This is a genomic window from Ruegeria sp. AF1 (genome assembly GCF_056542125.1).
The window spans coordinates 90,251-109,943 of sequence record NZ_JBQFZG010000003.1 but is presented as its reverse complement, the minus strand read 5'-3'; the positions used below and the strand labels follow the sequence as shown (position 1 = coordinate 109,943).

The 19,693-nt window shown below is 58.0% G+C and carries 19 protein-coding genes; 4 read left to right on the top strand and 15 right to left on the bottom strand.

The window, feature by feature from the left end:
* Window positions 1-21: 21 nt before the first annotated feature.
* From ACR0BK_RS07355 to trpS, 11 genes are all read right to left on the bottom strand, one after another.
* Complete coding sequence (locus ACR0BK_RS07355; protein WP_480475132.1) at window positions 22-990, bottom strand: ABC transporter permease; 969 nt, start codon at window positions 988-990, stop codon at window positions 22-24.
* Complete coding sequence (locus ACR0BK_RS07350; RefSeq protein WP_480475134.1) at window positions 990-2,084, bottom strand: ABC transporter permease; 1,095 nt, start codon at window positions 2,082-2,084, stop codon at window positions 990-992. Before ACR0BK_RS07350 ends, ACR0BK_RS07355 begins: the two co-directional genes overlap by 1 nt.
* 1 nt (window position 2,085) lies before the next feature.
* Window positions 2,086-3,615 (bottom strand): ABC transporter ATP-binding protein, encoded by a 1,530-nt coding sequence (locus ACR0BK_RS07345; RefSeq protein ID WP_480475136.1) that lies wholly within the window; start codon window positions 3,613-3,615, stop codon window positions 2,086-2,088.
* A 95-nt stretch (window positions 3,616-3,710) separates the two neighbouring features.
* Window positions 3,711-4,709 (bottom strand): BMP family lipoprotein, encoded by a 999-nt coding sequence (locus tag ACR0BK_RS07340; RefSeq protein WP_480475138.1) that lies wholly within the window; start codon window positions 4,707-4,709, stop codon window positions 3,711-3,713.
* A gap of 157 nt (window positions 4,710-4,866) precedes the next feature.
* On the bottom strand, window positions 4,867-5,280 hold the full coding sequence (locus tag ACR0BK_RS07335) for a GNAT family N-acetyltransferase (RefSeq protein ID WP_480554202.1): 414 nt from the start codon (window positions 5,278-5,280) through the stop codon (window positions 4,867-4,869).
* Window positions 5,277-5,867, bottom strand: a complete 591-nt coding sequence (tsaB, locus tag ACR0BK_RS07330) for a tRNA (adenosine(37)-N6)-threonylcarbamoyltransferase complex dimerization subunit type 1 TsaB (RefSeq protein ID WP_480518481.1) — start codon at window positions 5,865-5,867, stop codon at window positions 5,277-5,279. The genes ACR0BK_RS07335 and tsaB overlap by 4 nt, the downstream gene beginning before the upstream one ends.
* Window positions 5,857-6,420 carry a NifU family protein gene (locus tag ACR0BK_RS07325; protein WP_480475144.1) on the bottom strand — a complete coding sequence of 188 codons (564 nt, stop codon included), beginning with the start codon at window positions 6,418-6,420 and terminating at the stop codon, window positions 5,857-5,859. The genes tsaB and ACR0BK_RS07325 overlap by 11 nt, the downstream gene beginning before the upstream one ends.
* A 69-nt stretch (window positions 6,421-6,489) precedes the next feature.
* Window positions 6,490-7,083, bottom strand: a complete 594-nt coding sequence (locus tag ACR0BK_RS07320; RefSeq protein ID WP_480554201.1) for a DsbA family protein — start codon at window positions 7,081-7,083, stop codon at window positions 6,490-6,492.
* 9 nt (window positions 7,084-7,092) lie between these two features.
* A complete protein-coding gene (locus ACR0BK_RS07315; RefSeq protein ID WP_267366250.1) occupies window positions 7,093-7,548 on the bottom strand; it encodes a universal stress protein in 456 nt (151 codons plus the stop codon).
* A gap of 76 nt (window positions 7,549-7,624) precedes the next feature.
* A complete protein-coding gene (locus ACR0BK_RS07310) occupies window positions 7,625-8,488 on the bottom strand; it encodes a branched-chain amino acid aminotransferase (protein WP_480554200.1) in 864 nt (287 codons plus the stop codon).
* Window positions 8,489-8,547: 59 nt separating this feature from the next.
* Window positions 8,548-9,576: a tryptophan--tRNA ligase gene (gene trpS, locus ACR0BK_RS07305; RefSeq protein WP_480554199.1), complete on the bottom strand. Its 1,029-nt coding sequence runs from the start codon at window positions 9,574-9,576 to the stop codon at window positions 8,548-8,550.
* Between the two features lie 86 nt (window positions 9,577-9,662).
* Between trpS and ACR0BK_RS07300 the strand changes: the two genes are divergently transcribed.
* Window positions 9,663-10,349 (top strand): rhomboid family intramembrane serine protease, encoded by a 687-nt coding sequence (locus ACR0BK_RS07300; protein ID WP_480554198.1) that lies wholly within the window; start codon window positions 9,663-9,665, stop codon window positions 10,347-10,349.
* On the opposite strand, the gene murJ is transcribed toward ACR0BK_RS07300, so the two are convergent.
* Genes murJ through ACR0BK_RS07285 form a run of 3 tightly spaced genes read right to left on the bottom strand, consistent with a single transcriptional unit; the run spans window position 10,350 to window position 15,839 of the window.
* Window positions 10,350-11,891 carry a murein biosynthesis integral membrane protein MurJ gene (gene murJ, locus ACR0BK_RS07295; protein WP_480554197.1) on the bottom strand — a complete coding sequence of 514 codons (1,542 nt, stop codon included), beginning with the start codon at window positions 11,889-11,891 and terminating at the stop codon, window positions 10,350-10,352.
* Window positions 11,888-14,707, bottom strand: coding sequence for a [protein-PII] uridylyltransferase (locus ACR0BK_RS07290; protein WP_480475156.1), 2,820 nt, complete (start codon window positions 14,705-14,707; stop codon window positions 11,888-11,890). The genes murJ and ACR0BK_RS07290 overlap by 4 nt, the downstream gene beginning before the upstream one ends.
* Entirely contained in the window at window positions 14,667-15,839 is a 1,173-nt protein-coding gene (locus tag ACR0BK_RS07285; RefSeq protein ID WP_480554196.1) for a penicillin-binding protein activator, read from the bottom strand. Before ACR0BK_RS07285 ends, ACR0BK_RS07290 begins: the two co-directional genes overlap by 41 nt.
* An 88-nt stretch (window positions 15,840-15,927) precedes the next feature.
* Here ACR0BK_RS07285 and rsmI point away from each other — a divergent pair, with 88 nt between their 5' ends.
* The 3 genes from rsmI (at window position 15,928) to gshB (ending at window position 18,152) form a co-directional block, all read left to right on the top strand.
* Window positions 15,928-16,785 (top strand): 16S rRNA (cytidine(1402)-2'-O)-methyltransferase, encoded by an 858-nt coding sequence (gene rsmI / locus ACR0BK_RS07280; protein ID WP_480494280.1) that lies wholly within the window; start codon window positions 15,928-15,930, stop codon window positions 16,783-16,785.
* A 1-nt stretch (window position 16,786) separates the two neighbouring features.
* Window positions 16,787-17,158: a YraN family protein gene (locus tag ACR0BK_RS07275; protein ID WP_480494278.1), complete on the top strand. Its 372-nt coding sequence runs from the start codon at window positions 16,787-16,789 to the stop codon at window positions 17,156-17,158.
* A gap of 61 nt (window positions 17,159-17,219) precedes the next feature.
* The gene (gshB, locus tag ACR0BK_RS07270) at window positions 17,220-18,152 is read left to right on the top strand and encodes a glutathione synthase (protein WP_480518495.1); all 933 of its coding nucleotides are present in this window, start codon (window positions 17,220-17,222) and stop codon (window positions 18,150-18,152) included.
* Here the strand turns inward: gshB and ACR0BK_RS07265 are convergent.
* Window positions 18,149-19,663 (bottom strand): YifB family Mg chelatase-like AAA ATPase, encoded by a 1,515-nt coding sequence (locus ACR0BK_RS07265; RefSeq protein ID WP_480554195.1) that lies wholly within the window; start codon window positions 19,661-19,663, stop codon window positions 18,149-18,151. The genes gshB and ACR0BK_RS07265 overlap by 4 nt on opposite strands.
* Window positions 19,664-19,693 lie beyond the last annotated feature (30 nt).

The following is a 19,693-nucleotide window of genomic DNA, read 5'->3' as shown; positions in this document are numbered from 1 at the left end:
CTCCATTCGGAACTGGCCTTATCAGCGCTCTTTGATGTAGGGCTCTCCGCCTGCCCGTGGTGGCACGGCCTTGCCGACAAAACCGGCCAGAATAACAACTGTCAGGATATAGGGCAGGGCGTCCATCACCTGGACTGGAATCACTACGCCGCCAAGATCGATGTTTTGGAACCGAAGTGCTACCGCCTGAAGCAGGCCAAACAGCAAACAGGCCCACATGGCGTGCCACGGGCGCCATTTGGCAAAGATCAAGGCGGCCAGCGCAATAAAGCCACGACCAGCGGTCATTTCCTTGACGAACCCCGCCTGCAAAGCCGTCGCCAGATAAGCGCCCGCGATACCACAAAGTACGCCACAGATCGCGACGGCTGCGAAGCGCAGGCCAACCACGGATACACCTGCCGTGTCGACGGCTGCCGGGTTTTCACCCACAGCCCGCAGGCGCAGGCCGAACCGTGTGCGGAAAAGCACCCACCACGTTGCTGGAACCATCAGGAATGCCACATAAACAAGGATCGAATGGCCCGAGAGCAGTTCGGAATAGATAGGGCCGACAATCGGAACCCCTCCAAGCGCATCGGCAAATGGAAAGTTGATAGGCTCGAACCGGCCGCCACCAAAGAGCGAGGGCGTACGACCGCCCTGTTGGAACCAGCTTTGGGCGACAAGCACTGTCAGGCCCGAGGCGAGAAAGTTTATTGCAACACCCGAAATCAGCTGGTTGCCCCGGAAGGTTATCGATGCCAACCCGTGCAGCCCTGACAGCGCCAATGAGGATCCGATGCCAGCCAGCAAGCCCAGCCAGACTGAACCCGTAACCGCCGCGACAGCCGCAGAAAAGAACGCGGCCACCAGCATTTTGCCTTCCAGCCCGATGTCGAAAATGCCAGCCCGTTCCGAATACAGACCGGCCAAACAGGCCAGCAAAAGAGGCGTGGATAGGCGGATGGTCGAATCCAGAACCTGGATGAGGGTTACAAAGAAGTCCATTACTCTGCCCTCTTCCGCATACCAAGGAACAGTTTCTCAAGCGGCATCCGTACCATGTTGTCCAGCGCACCGGTGAACAGGATCACCAGCGCCTGAATGACCACGATCAGCTCGCGCGGGATCGATGCCCACAGTGCCAGCTCGGCCCCGCCCTGATACAGGAACCCGAACAAAAGCGCGGCCAGCAATACGCCGAAAGGATGTGAGCGCCCCATAAGGGCCACGGCAATCCCGATGAACCCAGCGCCTTCGGTCGAGTTCAGGACAAGGCGCTCCGCCTCGCCCATGACGTTATTGATGGCCATCAAACCTGCCAGCGCACCCGAGATCAGCATCGCAACAATAGTAATGCGAACCGGTGAGATACCGGCATAGACCGCGCCGGTTTCAGAGTGGCCATAAGCTCGGATTTCATAGCCCAGCCGGGTCCGCCAGATCAGCGCCCAGACGACGACACAGGCCAGCAACGCGATGAAGAATGTAATGTTTACCGGAGCCCCCCGGAACACCACGTTTTCTGCGGTCGAGAACATTGACTGAAAAGTTGGCAGATGGACGGTTTCGGGGAATCGCGCGGTTGCCGGGTCCTGCGACCCTTGCGGGCGCATGATGTTGACCAACATGTAGTTCAGAAAGGCAGCGGCAATGAAATTGAACATGATCGTGGTAATCACGATATGGCTGCCGCGCTTGGCCTGAAGGTAGGCTGGGATAGCGGCCCAAAACGCACCGAACAGCATTGATGCCGCGCAGGCCGCAAGCAATGCAATGCTCCAATGCGGCCAGTCGACGTACAGGCAAACCATGGCCACCCCAAGACCGCCCAACATCGCCTGACCTTCGCCACCAATGTTGAACAAGCGGGCGTGGAATGCGACGGCGACCGCAAGGCCGGTAAACATGAAGTTTGTCGCGTAATAGAGCGTATAGCCCCAGCCATAGGTTGACCCCAACGCGCCTGTAACCATCAGCTTAACAGCTTCGACGGGGTTTTCTCCGATGGCGAGGATGACTAGCGCAGACAGGAAAGCGGCCAGCAACAGACTGATCAGCGGGATCAGAACGACATCGGCCCATTTAGGCATTTTTTCCATCCTACGCGGCCTCTCCTGCAACACCGGCCATCAGCAGGCCAAGTTCTTTTTCATCTGTTTCGCTGGGCAGGCGTTCGCCCATGATATGCCCGTCGAACATCACTGCGATCCGGTCGGACAGCGAGAAGATCTCTTCCAACTCAACCGAAACCAGCAGGATCGCCTTGCCTTGGTCGCGCAGGGCAACGATCTGCTTGTGAATGAACTCGATCGCACCAATATCAACGCCACGTGTCGGCTGGCCGACCAGCAGCAGGTCAGGGTTTCGCTCGATTTCGCGGGCAACGACGATTTTCTGCTGGTTCCCGCCCGAAAAGCTCTTGGCGGCAAGCCAAGGATCCGGTGGCCGAACATCGAATTTCTCGATCTTGGCTTCGGTATCAGCGCGCAGCGCGGAATTGTCCATGAACAGGCCACGCTGATAAGCGGGGTCCCGGTGATAGCCAAAGGCCACGTTCTCCCACGCGTGGAAATCCATAATCAGGCCTTCGCGCTGACGGTCTTCGGGCACATGCGCGATGCGCTGTGCACGACGCGCCTGACCGTCTGATCCGGCACCGCTTAGTGCCAGCGGTTCGCCATTCAGCTTGATCGAGCCTTGTCCCGGACGCATCCCGCCCAGAACCTCTAGCAACTCCGACTGTCCATTGCCCGCCACACCGGCAATGCCAACGATCTCACCGGCACGAACGGTCAGGTCGATACCTTTAACCCGTTCAACACCAGCGGAATCAAAAACGCTCAGCTTTTCGATCTCAAGGATGGGTTTGCCCGGCGTCGCAGGCACCTTGTCGACTTGCAGCAAAACCTTACGGCCTACCATCAGTTCGGCCAGTTCTTCAGGGCTGGTGTCTGAAGTTTTCACCGTAGCCGTCATCTGCCCACGGCGCATGACCGAAACGGTATCGGTGTTTTCCATGATTTCGCGCAGCTTGTGGGTGATCACGATGATCGTTTTCCCTTCGGCTCGCAGACGATCCAGGATACGGAACAGCTGGTCAGCCTCTGCCGGGGTCAGAACGCCAGTCGGTTCATCCAGAATCAGAATCTCGGCCTTGCGATACAATGCCTTCAAAATTTCGACACGCTGCTGCATCCCCACACCGATCTCATCAATGCGTTTGTCGGGGTCAACGAACAGTTCGTATTCTTCTTCCAGTTCTTTCAGTTCTTTGCGGGCCTTGGCCAGAGACGGAGCCAGAAGGCCGCCATCTTCGGCACCCAGAACGATGTTTTCCAGAACAGTGAAATTCTCCACCAGCTTGAAGTGCTGAAACACCATCCCGATGCCCGAGGCGATAGCCGCCTGGCTGTCAGGGATTTCGGTCTTTGTCCCGTTGATCCAAATTTCACCTTTGTCGGCTTTGTAAAAGCCGTAGAGGATGCTCATCAGCGTGGATTTGCCCGCACCGTTTTCACCGATGATCCCATGGATCGTACCGGGGGCGACGCTGATTGAGATGTCTTTGTTGGCCTGAACCGGCCCAAAGGATTTGGAAATCCCTTTGAGCTCAATGGCGGGGACGGTCATGTCTTACCCTCAACTGCCGAAAAGCCCATCCGGCAGGTGGCACGGATGGCAGAGTGGATGGCGGGGCGGAAGGGTTCCTTCCGCCCCGCGCGATATCAGAACTGCAGCGCGGGGCAGCTGTCGTTCTCGTAATAGCTGACAACGGTGATATCGCCGTTGATGATGGCTTTGCGGGCTTCTTCCACCGCATCGTTCATTTGGACCGAAACAAGCTCTTTGTTGTTATCGTCCATGGCGACGCCTACACCTTCTTCGGCCAGTCCCATGGTGAACACGCCGGTTTCTACGGCGTCACCTGCTTTCATCGCGTCATACACCGCGACGTCCACACGTTTCAGCATCGACGTCAGGACCTTGCCCGGATGCAGGTGGTTCTGGTTGCTGTCCACGCCGATCGACAGGATGCCTTCGTCGGCTGCCGTTTGCAGAACGCCAACACCTGTACCGCCAGCCGCGGCATAGATCACGTCAGCACCCTGGCTGATCTGTGCTTTTGTAAGTTCCGAACCTTTTACCGGGTCGTTCCATGCCGCAGGGGTGGTGCCGGTCATGTTGGCGACAACATTGATGTCCGGGTTCACGGCTTTGGCGCCTTGTGCGTATCCGCAACCAAAGTGGCGGATCAGCGGAATGTCCATACCGCCGATAAAGCCAACGGTTCCCGATTTCGATGCCATCGCTGCCATCATGCCAACCAGGTACGACCCTTCATGCTCGGCAAAGCCGATCTGGCGAATGTTGGGGATGTCCAGCCAGTTTACGTCAACAGCCACGAATTTGGTTTCGGGATAATCGCCTGCAACGGCCGACAACGGATCGGCCATACCAAAGCCCATGGTGATGATCGGATTGGCACCTGATTCTGCGAAACGCCGCAGAGCCTGTTCGCGCTGTGCTTCCGACTGGATCTCGATCTCGCGGTACTCGCCGCCGGTCTCATTGGCCCAACGCTGCGCGCCATTATAGGCAGCTTCGTTGAAAGATTTGTCGAACTTGCCGCCCAGGTCAAAGATCAGCGCCGGTTCGGCGAAAGTTGCACCTGCGGTCAGAGCGACAGCAGCGGCAGCACCCATCAAGGATTTCATCAGGGTCATTTAAGTCTCCCATTTTTTTGTTGGCACGAGGTAAGATTAGCCCCGTTTACCCACTTTTAGCGAGCATAAGTGTTGTGATGGCGGGAATTAAGGACGTTTGCAACCGTCATGGTCAATTGATTTCTGACCAAATGGTCTAAAAAATCTTTGGTTGCCGTTAGGGCAGTCGGCGTTCCATTACGAGAGCATCGATATTTGGGCCTGTTTTTCTGGAATAATAACCCTTGCGCTGACCGCACTGGCGATACCCGCATCGCCAGTACAAAGCGATTGCTGCAACATTGTCGGCAGCGACGTCCAGAAAAGCGCGGTTTGCCTGCAAAGTGACTGCCCGGTCGTGCCAGTCGTGCATCGCCTGTGACCCGAGCCCTTGTCTTTGAAACGCGGGGTGAGTCGCAATCGTCAGCAACTCTGCCTCACCCGCGATCACCTGAAACAGGGCAAAGCAACGGGCATCCCCAACGTAATCAGTGAACCGGTTTTCCAAAAGGATGGCGAATTCATCGGCAGTCCATGGGCGTGACTGGGTGAACGCCGCTGCATGTGTCGCTGCCATCTCGTAAGGCGTCATTGGTCCAGCAACACAGGCGGCACATCTCGGGACGGGGCCGCGTCCGCAGGTCTGACATATAGCGGGGCTGGAGGCGCACTGACGCTGTGCCATCGTCTTGCGGCAAGTCTGGCAACGGCTTGTACCTGCAATGCGGGGTCGGGGCAGACATACAAAGGCCCATGCTGTTCGGCCTCGCCCAAAGGCAACAGGCAAGGGCCGGTTCCGGGAAGTTGTACATACACCTGTTCGCGCGGCGCAGGGATGGCTGGACGTTGGCTCTCTTCTGCCAGTTCAATCAGAGCATCGAATCCAGAAACACCCACCGCGGGGACGCCAAGGCCCAAGGCAAGGCCCCGGGCGGCAGAGACCGAAATGCGTATACCCGTGAAATTGCCGGGCCCAATCCCAACACCGATTGCGTCCAGATCGGCCCATACGCAACCGGCTTCGGTCAGTACTTCTTGCAACAAGGGTATCAACCGTTCGGCCTGGCCGCGTGCCATGTCTTCGACACGGGATATTGCGATCACACCGCCACGCAACAAAGCGGCCGCGCAATGCGCGGCCGATGTATCAAATGCCAGGATCGTCGGGTCAGACGGCAACTGGTCGAACCTCGGTCACTTCAGGGATGTAGTGGCGCAGCAGATTTTCGATACCCATCTTCAGTGTCAGGGTCGATGACGGGCACCCCGCGCAGGCACCTTGCATGTGCAGATAGACCACGCCGCGATCAAAGCCATGAAAGGTAATGTCGCCACCATCCTGTGCCACGGCCGGGCGCACGCGGCTGTCCAGCAGATCTTTGATCTGATTGACGATTTCCGCATCTTCTCCGGTATGTTCGGCATGACCCGAGGCCGCTGCCGCGTCGGCACCCATGACGGGTTGGCCGGATTGATAATGCTCCATCACTGCGCCAAGAATTGCAGGTTTGATGTGATCCCACTGAACTTCGTCGGATTTGGTCACAGTGACAAAGTCGTTTCCAAAAAACACACCGGTCACACCGTTTACCGCAAAGATTCGTTTGGCCAGTGGGGACTTATCACCAGCCTCGGCTGTCGGGAAATCCGCGGTTCCAGCCTCAAGCACCGTTTGGCCGGGCAGAAATTTCAATGTGGCCGGGTTTGGGGTGGATTCGGTCTGGATGAACATGAGGCAGCTCCGTCTGAGGTGTTTCTGATATGCGCTCAGGGGTCGGAGAAGTCAATATTTGGAACGATTCTAAATCGTGAGCGAGTAACGAATCGCCTCATCCAGCCGGTCATCTCCCCAAAACAGCTCTGCCCCCGCCACAAAACTCGGTGCGCCGAACAGGCCAAGTGCTTTTGCGCGCGCGGATTGCTCGAACAGCGCAGCTTTGATGCTCGCATCTTTTCGGCGATTCATCACTGCCGCAGGCAGATCTGCCATCTTCAGGCAATCCTCAAGCACGTCTTCGTCGGAGATGTCCCGTCCGTCCCCGAATTCAGCGCTGAAGACAGCCTTTGCGAAGGCAGCCTGTTCCTCACCATGCGCAAGGGCCAGAGTCAGGCGCGCTGCGGTGAGGGAGTTTTGCGGGAACGGGTCAGGCCGAACTAACGGCAGCCCGCGTGCGCTGCAAAGACGTTCCATGTCACGCCACATATAGCGCCCTTTGGCCGGATACAGGTTGAACGGCGATGTGCGCCATCCCTGATCCGCGAAAATCGGCCCCAACAGAAAAGGTTGCCAGTCGACCGAGACACCTGTGCCCCGTGCGGCCTGTTCGATTCGCATCGCGCTGAGATAGGAATAGGTCGAGGCGAAGTCGAACCAGAACTGCAACGTCTTCGCCACGTTCTATCCTCAGGTGATTTCTTCCAGCTTTTCCTTGCTCAGATCACCGGGAACAATCGTTATCGGGATCGGCAGGCTGCCAGAGTTCTTTGTGAGCTGGGTCACCAGCGGGCCGGGGCCTTTCTTGTCAGTTCCCGCCCCAAGAACGAGAACGCCGATCTCAGGGTCAGACTGAACATGTTCGATGATCTGCGGCACCGGATCACCTTCGCGAATGGCCAGTTCAGGTTCTACATTCTGTTTGTCGCGCATCCATTTGGCGAAGACTTCGAAATGGGCATGGATACGTTCCCGGGCTTCTTCGCGCATGGTTTCGGCAACACCGATCCAGTGATTGAACTCGTCCGGCGGAATAACCGACAAGATCGTCACGCCGCCACCTGTATGCGCGGCACGCATCGCGGCGAACCGCATTGCGTTCAGGCATTCACGGCTGTCATCCAGAACAACTAAGAACTTACGCATGGGTGTCCTCTTCAATTTTAAGAGATCATGCCCGAGCGTTTGCGTGCTGGCAACTCGGACACGTTCATGTCGATTACTAGCGTTCGCTTGCAGCCCAGTCCCAGTAAAGTGCGCGGGCACGGCGGGCAATTGGACCAACCTGAAACTGTGTGTCTTCTAGCGCAGTCACCGGTGTGATCTTGCTCATATTGCCGGACATGAAAACCTCGTCCGCCTGGTGAAAATCCTCGAAACCCAAGACCGTTTCATGAACTGTAACACCATCCTCGCGCAGATTCTTGATATGTCGCGCCCGCGTGATCCCTGCCAAAAATGTGCCGTTGGGGATCGGGGTAAAGACCTCGCCATCCTTGACCATGAAGATGTTGGCTGTTGCCGTTTCGGCCACATTGCCCATCGCGTCAGCGACCAGTGCGTTCGAGAATCCCTTGGAGCGCGCCTCTTGCAACATGCGCGCATTGTTGGGGTAAAGGCACCCGGCCTTGGCGTTGACCACTGCTGATTCCAGTACCGGGCGACGGAACCGCGTGGTCGACAGCGTGGCTGAAGCCGTTTCCGGTGCCATCGGGATTTCTTCCAGACAGATGGCAAACCCTGTGCTGTTTTCCTGCGGAACGATTGCCGTGCTGTCGCCATCAATGCCCCAATACATCGGGCGGATATAAACAGCTGTGTCAGGGCTGTAGGCTTGCAACCCTTCATGCACCAATTCGACCATCTGTTCGGTTGTCATGGTGGGTGTCAGCATCAGGGCTTCGGCGGACCGGTTCACCCGGGCGCAATGGGCGTGCATATCAGGGGCCAGCCCGTCGAAATAGCGGGCACCATCGAATACGGATGATCCAAGCCAGGCCCCATGATCCGCTGCGCGCATGATGGGTGTATCCCCGTCATGCCATTGGCCCTGAAAGTAGGTCCGGATGTTTTTGCCGGTTGCCATGACGCCCTCCTGTGGTTCAGGCAGACCCTAGGTGGGCGTCAGGCGAAGGTCCAGTGCATTCAGCGTGATGCCGATCCGACCATACCGACGATTTCATAGGTCTTTTGCAGGATCGGAGAAGCGATCTGGCGGGCGCGTTCGGCCCCGTGAGCCAGAATCCGGTCAATCTCGGCCTGTTCTCCCATTAGGCGCGACATCTCAGTCGAGATTGGGGCCAGCTTGGCGACCGCCAGATCAGCCAGCATCGGTTTGAAATCACCGAACTGCTTGCCGCCAACTTCGGCCAGAACCTGCTCGATGCTTTGTTCGCTGAGTGCTGCGTAGATATTGACCAGATTACGCGCTTCGGGGCGGCCCTCCAGACCTTCGACATCCGACGGCAAAGCGTCAGGGTCGGTCTTGGCCTTGCGGATTTTCTTTGCGATCGCATCTGCATCGTCGGTCAGGTTGATCCGACTCATGTCCGAGGGATCGGACTTTGACATCTTCTTGGACCCATCCCGCAAGCTCATGACCCTTGTCGCTGACCCTTCGATCACCGGTTCGGTGATGGGAAAGAAATCGACGCCAAAATCGTTGTTGAATTTTATGGCGATGTCGCGGGTCAACTCCAGATGCTGTTTCTGGTCTTCGCCAACTGGCACATGGGTTGCGTGATAGATCAGAATATCGGCTGCCATCAGAGCAGGGTAGGCAAACAGGCCAAGCGAAGCGTTCTGCTGGTTTTTGCCAGCCTTGTCCTTCCACTGGGTCATGCGCTGCATCCATCCCATGCGCGCGACACAGTTGAATATCCAGGCCAGTTGCGCGTGTTCCGGCACCTGACTTTGGTTGAACAAGATTGATTTTTCCGGGTTTAGACCGGAAGCGATGTAACCGGCACAAAGCTCCCGCGTTGCATGCTGCAACTCGGTTGGGTCTTGCCAGACGGTGATCGCGTGCAGATCGACCATGCAATAGATAGTCTCAAACTCCTCGCTCTGCATTCTCACCCAGTTCCGAAGCGCCCCGAGATAGTTGCCGAGGTGTAGATTGCCCGAAGGCTGCGCACCAGAAAACACGCGCGGCGTGAATTGGGACTCAGTCATCAAAGGGAACTCCTGTCTGGAAAAATCAGCCCCCGTCGCTTACCCATGAGGCAAAGGGACGTCAACAGCCGCGAAAGGCCAGCCCAATGAGCAGTGAACATTACACACCGCCTGTGAACCCCCTGCCACCTGCCGTGGTGGCGCTGGTTCTGTTCATCATCGGGATAGAAATTGCCTTCACGCTGGGATCACGCGGGCTGGTTGGAGGACCAGCAGCGGTGGGCTGGCGGCTGGATGCGATCCAGCATTATGCGTTCTCGGCGGATATTTTCGACTGGATGGTACTGAACGGGCGCTGGCCATTCGAACATGTCATCCGCTTCGTGACCTACCCCTTCGTGTCCGCAAATTTCACGCAGGCGATTTTCGTCTGTGTTTTCGTGCTGGCGATGGGCAAAATGGTTGGCGAAGTGTTCGGCGGTTTCTCGATGCTGCTGATTTTTATCGTATCAGGCATTGGCGGCGCGCTTGCCTACGCTGTGTTACTGGACCCACGCTATCCGCTGATTGGAGGGTTCCCGCCGGTGTATGGCCTGATCGGCGCATTCACGTGGCTGTTGTGGCGCAAACTGTCACTTGTAGGTGCAAACCAAGCACGGGCATTTCAATTGATTGCAGTCCTTATGGGCATACAGTTTCTTTTCGGCCTGATCTTTGGTGGCAACTGGGAATGGGTTGCCGATCTGGGTGGGTTTGCCACCGGTTTTGTCTTGTCTTTTCTTGTTGCACCGGGCGCGTGGTCCCGGATCGTCGGACGCATTCGCCGGGATTGATCAGGACCGGCGCAGAGTGTGTTTGAACTCCGACAGTTTGAAGGCGCCGAAGATATGACCCAGAAGGAAATATGAGACGGCAGCGACCATAATCAGGATCAGCAGTGCCAGATAACGCCAGCCGGGAACTTCCAACGCCCACCCGAACAGGTAGAGCGCGGCGTATAAGATCGCGCCCATCCCAAGCGAAGCGGCCACAATCCTGCTCGCGCACTTTTTGAACCGGTCATCGAAGCGTGCCTCTTCACCCATACGTCGTGAGCCCAAGGCCAGTAGCACAACCATCGCCCACCCGGCAGTCGATGCAGCAATTGCCGGTGCGATCCAGCCCACCAGTGGAAACAGACCAAACGCCAGAGCTGCGTTCACGATCATCGCAACAACCGCGTAGTGAAACGGGGAACGTGTATCCTCGCGCGCAAAAAACAGCGGTTGCAGCAATTTTTGCAACATGAAAGCCGGAAGCCCTACCCCGTAGATGGCAACCGCAAGGGCCGTGGCGGCCGTATCCTCGGGGCCGAACTGGCCGCGTTCGAACAGCACGGATACGAGGGGGGTTGGCATAACCACGAGGGCGACAGTCGAAGGCAGCGTCAGCAGCAGTGTGAACTCACCGGCCCGGGAAAAGGCATTGCGTGCGCCCTCTTTGTCATCCGCGCGCAAGCGGCGGGACAGGTCCGGCAACAAGACTATGCCGACAGCAATGCCTACCACACCCAAAGGCAACTGGTAGAGCCTGTCTGCGGCAAACAACCAGCTGACGGCCTTTTCGGTTTTCGACGCAACCAATTGCCCGACAACCAGATTGACCTGCGTGACCCCCATCGCCAGCGCGGCCGGGACTGCGATACGTACCATCCGTCGCATTTCGGGCGTCAGACGCGGCATGCTGGGGCGGATGTGGATGCCGGCGCGTTCGGTAGCAACCCAGACCAGCGCCAGTTGCGCGACACCGGCCACCGGAATGACCGGGATCAACCACCGGATCACTTCGCCGCCGGACATGGCACCGGCGATCAGGGCGGTGCAGGCGAAAATGTTCAGCAGAACAGGTGCAGCTGCCGCTGCCGCAAACCGCCCGGTTGCATTCAGAACACCAGAAAACAAGGCAGCCAGAGACATGAACAGGATGTATGGAAACACAACATATCCATAATCCACCGCCAGATCGAACCGTTCATCGCCGTAAAACCCTTCGGCGGTCAGCCACACCAGACCGGGCATGAAAACCATGGCCAGCCCGACCAGCGCCAGAACAGCCACGGCCAGAAGATTGAACGCGTCCTGCGCAAAACCCTGAGGGTCTTCGTCGGCTTCCAGTCGTTTGGAGAACATCGGCACAAAGGCCGCGTTAAATGCCCCCTCGGCGAAAAAGCGGCGGAACATGTTGGGCAGGCGAAAGGCAGCAACAAAGGCATCCATCACTGGGCCCGGTCCGATATAGGCCGTCAGCAGTATTTCCCGTAGAAACCCCAGAATTCGGCTGGCGAGCGTCCAGAAGCCGACCGTGAACAGGCCAGAGAACAACCGTATTTGCTTCATGAGGCCGCACGCTCGGCGCCTTCGGTGATTGCCGTGCGCAGCTTGGCCTCAAGCCCGCGCTGCTTGCTTTCCGAGTAATACTTCAAGCCAAACATATCCTTGACGTAGAACGTATCGACCACCTGTTCGCCATAGGTCGCGATCACGGCATTGGCGATATACACGTTCGCCGCGGCCAGGGTCCGGGTCAGATCAAACAGCAGGCCTGGGCGGTCGCGTGTGTCCACCTCGATGATTGTGTAGATTTCAGAGCCCTCATTGTCGAACGTGATATGAGTTGGCACGTTGAAAGCGCGTTCGCGTTTCTTGATCTTGTCACGCGACTTCAGTGCTTCCTTGGCGACGACTTCGCCGCGCAGGGTCTTGTGAATCATCTGCGTCAGGCGTGGAAGGCGCGATGCCTCGAACGGGTGCCCTTCGGCGTCCTGAATCCAGAACGCGTCCGTCACGTAGCCGTCTTTGGTGGTATAGCTACGTGCATCCACGACATTCGCGCCGACCAGAGCCAGTGCCCCGGCGATGCGGGCAAAAATACCGGGGTGATCTCCCATGGCGAAACAGGCCCGCGTCGCATCACGGTCTTCATCAGGTTGCAGGCGAATTTCCATCGCGCCGGGATCGCCGCTTTGTTCCAGCGCGTACAGCATCTCGGCAAACTCGATATGCGTCGCAAGGTTCAGGCCCTGCCAATACGGGGCGTAGTGGCGCCCGGTCTCGACCTTGAGGTCAGCCTTGGACCAGTTGTCCAAGGCGCGGCGTAGCGCTGTTTTGGCCTCGGCCCCCCGGTTCGCCCGGTTCAGATCTTCCATACCGGTTTCCAGTGCACGCTTTGTTTCAGCATGCAGGGCGCGCAGCAAGGTGGCCTTCCAGTTGTTCCAGGTGGTCGGGCCAACACCGCGAATGTCACAAACCGTCAGAACCGTCAGCAAATCCAGCCGTTTGGTTGTCTGAACGGCTTTGGCAAAATCGCGCACCGTCCGAGGGTCGGAGATATCGCGTTTTTGCGCCATGTCGGACATCAGCAAGTGATAACGCACCAGCCATTCAACGGTTTCGGAATCCGATTTGTTCAGGCCGAGCCGAGGCGCCACCTTGCGCGCGATCTGTGCCCCAAGGATCGAGTGATCTTCGGGGCGACCTTTCGCAATGTCATGCAGAAGAAGCGCGACGTACAGCACCTTTCGGTTCACCCCGCCTTTCAGAATCGATGACGCCAGAGGCAGGGATTCGACCAGCTCTCCGCGTTCGATCTGGGCAAGATTGACGATGCATTGGATCGTATGCTCGTCCACCGTATAGCTGTGATACATATTGAACTGCATCATCGCCACGATGTGCTCGAACTCGGGTAGGAAAGCGGACAGCACGCCCAGTTCGTTCATACGTCGCAATGCACGTTCCGGGTTGCCGTGTTTCAACATCAGATCCAGGAAAATGCGCTGGGCTTCCTTGTCGCCGCGCATCTCGTCATCGATCAGATGCAGGTTCGCGCTCACCAGCCGCATGGCATCGGGATGGATCAGCATACCTGTCCGCAAACCTTCTTCGAACAGGCGCAGCAGGTTCACTTTGTCGGATAGAAATTTTTCAGGTTCCACCAGATCCAGACGGCCGTGAACCACCTTGTACCCTGCCTTGACCCGTCGACGCCTGCGGAAAATGCGTTCCAGCAACGGCGCACCTTTCATGTGCAGCGATTCGAGTTTGGTCAGGAAGATGCGCGTCAACTCACCCACGCGGGTGGCTTCGCGGAAATACCGCTGCATGAACACTTCGACCGCACGACGCCCGGCGCGGTCCTCGTACCCCATGCGCGCGGCAACCTCGACCTGCATGTCAAAGGTAAGCTGCTCGGTCGCACGGCCGGTGACAAGATGCAGGTGCGAACGCACAGCCCAAAGGAATTCTTCGGCCTGAACAAAGGTCTTGAACTCTTCGGGTGTGAACAAGCCCAAAGGCACCAGTTCGGCCACGTCCTGAACGCCATAGACATATTTCGCGATCCAGTAGAGGGATTGCAAATCGCGTAGGCCGCCTTTGCCTTCCTTCACGTTGGGTTCGACCATGTAACGCTCGCCTTGTTTGTGGTGGCGTTCATCACGTTCGTGCAACTTTGCTTCGATGAACTCGCGTTCAGTTCCCTTGAACAGTTCGTCTTTCAGCCTTCGGTCCAACCCGTCCGCCAGCGCCTTGTCACCGGCCAGATAGCGTTGCTCCAACATCGCTGTGCGGATCGTGAAATCCTCGGCGCCCAGCCGCAGACAATCCTTGATTGTGCGTGAGGAATGCCCGACCTTCAGCCGCAAATCCCAAAGGATATAAAGCATCGACTCGATAACGCTCTCGGCCCATGCGGTGATCTTGTAGGGGGTGAGAAACAGCAGATCGACGTCGGAAAACGGCGCCATTTCCCCGCGCCCATAACCGCCAACAGCCAGAACGGCGATCTTTTCACCTTGGGTGGGCGTTGCAAGCGGATGCAGGCGTGTGCTTGAGACCAGCATCGCCGTCCCAACCAGTTGATCCGTCAGGTAAGTGTATGAGCGCGTGAGTGCCCGCGCGTCGAAAGGACGTTCGCCAAATGCCTCTGCAATGACCGCGCGGCCAGACTTTTGAGCCTCGCGCAGAATGCGCACCGTCTCGGACCGCATTTTGGTGTTGTCCGGGCAGGCCTCAAAGGCCTGAGCCAGTGCATCATTGACGGCAGTGCTGTCGAAGATGTCCCCGGCAGGGCAGATCAACGCGCTTTCGGGCACGTTGATCGCGCCAGTCAGATCAGAAACCGGCGCCAGAGAAGCTTTGTGGGGCAGGGTCAATCACAACCACCTGTTTGTTCTGGATCGTGGCAACTGCCAGACCGCGTTCGTTGGTGCCGTCCGGGCGCAGGCGGAAGATGCCGCCAACGCCCTGGAAACCGGCGTTCTGTGTCAGGGCCGAAGCGGTCAGGGCGTCTGATTTGCCCTGGCTGACCAAGGCACCAATTGCGGCGATACCGTCATAGGCCAGACCGCTGATTGGGTGCGGTGCTTCGCCGTAAGTTGCGTTGTAACGCTGACGGTAGGCTTGTGCCTTGGACGGGTCAGGTAATGCAAACCACCCCCCTTGAACCCCCGGAAGCTCCAGAGTTTGAGGAGGGATATCCCAACGTGTCAGGCCAATGTATTGCGTGGTTGCCGGAGAAACACCGGCCTCTGGCAGCAATTGCGAGAACAGCGGCAATGCCCCCGCCGTGGTCGCCGTCAGGAAGATCGAATCCGCGCCTGTCGAATCAACAGTGGCCTTGATCGTGGGAACCGCATTGATGACGCCCTGTTGCGACCGGTCGTATGCGACGGTCCCTGCATTGTTGACCCGGCTGTTCGCTATGGCATTGGCGATTGCGGACTGGCCCAGTTGTCCTGCGGCGTCGTTGCTGTGCACGACCACCGTGTTGACCTTGCCCTGACTGCCCGCATAATTCACCAGCCGGTTGGCCGTATTGGCAAAGGTCGGGCCCAATACAAAGACGTTGCCGCCTGCAATGCTGGCGTTGTTTGAAAACGAAAGAACGTTGACGTTCTTGCTCAGCACCGCCAACCCGGCAGCATTTGCTGCCTGGGCATATACCGGACCAATGATGATTTTTGCCCCGTCCGCAACAGCCTGCTGTGCAACGGCTGTCGCCGTGTTCGGGTTTCCGGCTGTGTCATAAACGCGTAAGTCGATCTGGACATTCGGCAAATCCGACATCGCAAGCCGCGCGGCATTCTCAAGGCTTTGCGCCAGCGCCGCATCACCAGATTGCGCAGATCCTCTGGGAACCAGCAAGGCGACAGGAACCGGCTTTGAGGTATTGATCGAGGGGCCTCCGCCAAGACCACCCGGTTCACAGGCAGCAAGAAACGCTGCGGTCGTCAGGGCAGCGGCGACTTTCGCCAGCTTGCTTACGGGCTTGCAAACGGTAAACATCTAAATGAAAACTCCCTGATCCGACGGCTGCGAATGCTTCTGTTCTGTTGAGCCGCGATAATAAACGTCACGCTGTGAGGGTCCAGCTTTGAATTTCCAAAAGATCAAGTTGGCTGCGGGCCTGTATTTTGTTGCCACTCCGATTGGAACAGCACGCGACATTACGCTCAGAGCCTTGGATGTTTTGGCCTCAGCCGATGTAATTGCGGCAGAAGACACCCGCAGTTTACGTCGCTTGATGGAAATACATGGCATCCCGCTGGAAGGCCGGCGTATCCAGGCCTATCACGACCACAGCGGCGCAGGCGCGCGCGGCAAGATTATGGAGGCGCTGGCGCAGGGGCAATCGGTGGCCTACGCGTCCGAAGCGGGAATGCCGCTGATTGCCGATCCGGGCTATGATCTGGGCAAGCAGGCCGCAGAAGCCGGGTATACCGTGACCTGTGCCCCCGGCGCGTCTGCCGTTGTAACGGCCCTGACGTTGGCGGGGCTTCCCACCGACGCCTTCTTTTTTGCAGGCTTCCTTCCTAACGCAACCAAAGCGCGCCGCACCCGCATCGAGGCGTTGAAGGACATCCCCGGCACATTGGTGTTCTACGAATCTCCGAAACGCGTTGCCGCCTGTCTGTCGGACCTGGCTGAATGCCTGGGACCTGAACGGCAGGCTGCGCTTTGTCGAGAGCTAACGAAAAAGTTTGAAGAGGTCCGCCGCGGCAGCCTGTCCGAACTGGCAGCGGAGTATCGGGACAAGACCGTCAAAGGCGAAATCGTCCTGTTGGTGGACCGCAGTCATTCGCAAAGTGTTAACGAATCCGACCTAGAAGAAGCTTTGAAACGAGCTTTGGAAAATCACTCGGTTCGGGATGCAGCGGATCTTGTATCGGAAATGTACGACCTGCCGCGCCGACCGATTTACCAGAAAGCTCTGAAATTGGGCAAGGGATGACATGGGGCGGCGTGAACGACAGGGTTCGATCTCATACCACGCTGGACAGGCCGCAGAGTCACAGGTCGCCGCAGATTACGAACGTCGGGGTTTTGCCATAGCGCATCGCCGCTGGCGGGGCGCTGGCGGAGAGATCGACCTGATTGCACGCGACGGCGACGGGCTTGTGTTCATCGAAGTTAAGAAAAGCACCAGCTTTGAAAAGGCCGCTGCCCGGATCAGCCGCAGGCAGATCGAACGAATCTATGCCTCTGCCGCTCAGTTCTTGGAAAACGAGCCGACCGGGCAGCTGACAAACGTACGCTTTGACGCGGCACTTGTGGATGGCTCTGGCGCTGTTCACATCATCGAAAACGCCTTTGGTTTTGGCTAAGCCCCATTGAACCCACAGGCGTGCTGGTCCATGTATCTGGCGGGAAACTGAGGGACATGCCATGAAAATCGCCTTTCAAATGGACCCGATCGGGGCCGTGGATATCAACGCCGACAGCTCATTCCGTCTGGCGGAAGAGGCACAGGCGCGCGGGCATTCATTGTTTTTCTACGGTCCGGATCACTTGGCCTATCAGCAAGGTCGCATCACCGCGCGAGGTCACGACATGACCGTGCAAAGGGTTGCCGGAGATCCTGCGGTTCTGGGCCCCGAACGTGAGGTGGATCTGGCCGATTTCGATGTCGTCTGGCTGCGTCAGGACCCGCCTTTTGACATGCATTACATCACGTCCACGCATTTGCTGGATCGTCTCAAGGGGCAGACGCTTGTCGTCAACGATCCGTTCTGGGTGCGCAATTACCCGGAAAAGCTGCTGGTGCTGGATTTCCCCGAACTGACCCCGCCAACAACGATTGCGCGCGACTTGCAGACGATCAAGGCGTTCAAGGAAAAGCACGGCGATATCATCCTCAAACCGCTTTACGGGAACGGCGGCGCGGGTGTGTTCCGGCTTGATGCCAATGACCGCAACCTGACTTCCTTGCATGAGCTGTTCACCGGATTCTCGCGCGAACCTTTGATCGTGCAGAAATTCCTGCCGGATGTCAGCAATGGCGACAAACGGGTGATCCTGGTGGATGGCGAAGCGGTCGGCGCGATTAACCGTGTACCAGCCGAAGGCGAAACGCGGTCGAACATGCATGTTGGCGGACGTCCGGAAAAGATCGGCTTGTCCGAACGCGATCTTGAGATCTGCGCGGCGATTGGGCCTCTGCTGAAGGAAAAGGGTCAGGTCTTTGTCGGAATTGACGTTATTGGCGACTATCTGACCGAGATTAACGTGACTTCACCGACTGGCATTCAAGAGCTGGAACGGTTTGATGGCGTAAATATTGCGGAAAAGATCTGGCAGGCCATCGAGGCCAGGCTTTAGGCCATAACCCGGGCAGAGATGCGAAAACTCAGTGCCTCGGCCACGTGTGGGCGGCGGATATCGGTCGCGCCGTCCAGATCGGCGATGGTGCGCGCCACCCTCAGGATTCTATGGAAGGCCCGGGCTGACAGGCCGAACCGATCCGCAGCTTTCAACAGCAGTTCTTTTCCTTCGGCATCGGGCGTGGCGATCTCTTCCAGTATTTTGCCTTCTGCGTCAGCGTTTTGTCGCATCTCCGGTGTGTCACGAAACCGGTCTGCCTGTATGGCACGCGCCCTTTCGACACGTGCTGCAACCGTCGACGAACTGTCGCCCGAAGGGGGCAGATCAAGGTCGGTAAAACCCACGGGCGGGACTTCGATCCGCAGATCGAACCTGTCCATCAAAGGGCCCGAGATTCGGTTCAGGTAATCTTCACCACACCCCGGTGCCCGCGAACAGGCACGGGACGGGTCGGTCAGATAGCCGCATTTGCAAGGGTTGGCGGCGGCCACCAGCATGAAACGACAAGGGTACTTCACATGGGCGTTCGCGCGCGCCACCATGACTTCGCCGGTTTCAATGGGTTGGCGCAGGGTTTCCAGAACCGTTCGTGGAAACTCAGGGAATTCATCCATGAACAACACACCATTGTGGGCCAATGAGATTTCGCCCGGTTTGGCCCCTTTCCCACCACCAACTATGGCCGCCATCGAGGCCGTGTGGTGCGGTTCGCGGAACGGGCGTGTGCGGTTTATTCCGCCTTCATCCAGCAACCCGCATAGCGATTGGATCATCGACGTTTCCAGGGCTTCCACGGCTGTAAGCGGCGGTAGAATTCCGGGAAGCCGCGCCGCCAGCATGGATTTGCCCGATCCCGGCGTGCCGATCATGATCAGATGGTGACGTCCGGCGGCGGCGATTTCCAGGGCGCGTTTGGCGCGCTCCTGCCCTTTCACATCGCGCAGGTCGCGGTTGGACGGTTTCAGGTTCACTTCGCCGGGTTGTGCCGCTGGCAAAGGGGATTGGCCTGAGAAATGGCGCACGACCTCTCCAAGCGATCCGGCACCGATCACCTGAGTGGCATCGACCCAGGCCGCCTCGGCGCTGGAGGCGCGCGGACAAAGCAATGCGCGGTCTTCTGACGCGGCCGTCATCGCGGCGGGCAAAGCACCAACAACGGGCACCAGAGAACCGTCGAGTGACAACTCCCCCAATGCAACGGTGCTTTCCGCGGCATCGGCAGGGATGATGTCGAGCGCGGACAAAAGCGCGACCGCGATGGGCAGGTCGAAATGGCTGCCTTCTTTAGGAAGGTCGGCGGGGGACAGATTGATGGTGATCCGCTTGGACGGCAGCGCAATGGCCATCGCGTTCAGCGCGCTGCGGACGCGGTCACGCGCCTCGGACACGGCTTTGTCGGGCAGGCCCACGATGGAAAAGGCTGGCAGTCCGGGTGAGACCGCGCATTGCACCTCGACCGGGCGGGCATCAACGCCTTGAAAAGCAACGGTGTGGGCGCGGGCGACCATGGCAGTCCTGTTTTGGTTAACAGGACGTTG

Excerpts from the sequence above, each read along its gene's own strand:
- ACR0BK_RS07355 (WP_480475132.1), bottom strand. The coding sequence starts at position 990 with ATGGACTTCTTTGTAACCCTCATCCAGGTTCTGGATTCGACCATCCGC.
- ACR0BK_RS07350 (WP_480475134.1), bottom strand. The coding sequence starts at position 2,084 with ATGGAAAAAATGCCTAAATGGGCCGATGTCGTTCTGATCCCGCTGATC.
- ACR0BK_RS07345 (WP_480475136.1), bottom strand. The coding sequence starts at position 3,615 with ATGACCGTCCCCGCCATTGAGCTCAAAGGGATTTCCAAATCCTTTGGG.
- ACR0BK_RS07340 (WP_480475138.1), bottom strand. The coding sequence starts at position 4,709 with ATGACCCTGATGAAATCCTTGATGGGTGCTGCCGCTGCTGTCGCTCTG.
- ACR0BK_RS07335 (WP_480554202.1), bottom strand. The coding sequence starts at position 5,280 with ATGACGCCTTACGAGATGGCAGCGACACATGCAGCGGCGTTCACCCAG.
- ACR0BK_RS07325 (WP_480475144.1), bottom strand. The coding sequence starts at position 6,420 with ATGTTCATCCAGACCGAATCCACCCCAAACCCGGCCACATTGAAATTT.
- ACR0BK_RS07315 (WP_267366250.1), bottom strand. The coding sequence starts at position 7,548 with ATGCGTAAGTTCTTAGTTGTTCTGGATGACAGCCGTGAATGCCTGAAC.
- ACR0BK_RS07310 (WP_480554200.1), bottom strand. The coding sequence starts at position 8,488 with ATGGCAACCGGCAAAAACATCCGGACCTACTTTCAGGGCCAATGGCAT.
- trpS (WP_480554199.1), bottom strand. The coding sequence starts at position 9,576 with ATGACTGAGTCCCAATTCACGCCGCGCGTGTTTTCTGGTGCGCAGCCT.
- ACR0BK_RS07300 (WP_480554198.1), top strand. The coding sequence starts at position 9,663 with ATGAGCAGTGAACATTACACACCGCCTGTGAACCCCCTGCCACCTGCC.
- murJ (WP_480554197.1), bottom strand. The coding sequence starts at position 11,891 with ATGAAGCAAATACGGTTGTTCTCTGGCCTGTTCACGGTCGGCTTCTGG.
- ACR0BK_RS07285 (WP_480554196.1), bottom strand. The coding sequence starts at position 15,839 with ATGTTTACCGTTTGCAAGCCCGTAAGCAAGCTGGCGAAAGTCGCCGCT.
- ACR0BK_RS07275 (WP_480494278.1), top strand. The coding sequence starts at position 16,787 with ATGGGGCGGCGTGAACGACAGGGTTCGATCTCATACCACGCTGGACAG.
- gshB (WP_480518495.1), top strand. The coding sequence starts at position 17,220 with ATGAAAATCGCCTTTCAAATGGACCCGATCGGGGCCGTGGATATCAAC.
- ACR0BK_RS07265 (WP_480554195.1), bottom strand. The coding sequence starts at position 19,663 with ATGGTCGCCCGCGCCCACACCGTTGCTTTTCAAGGCGTTGATGCCCGC.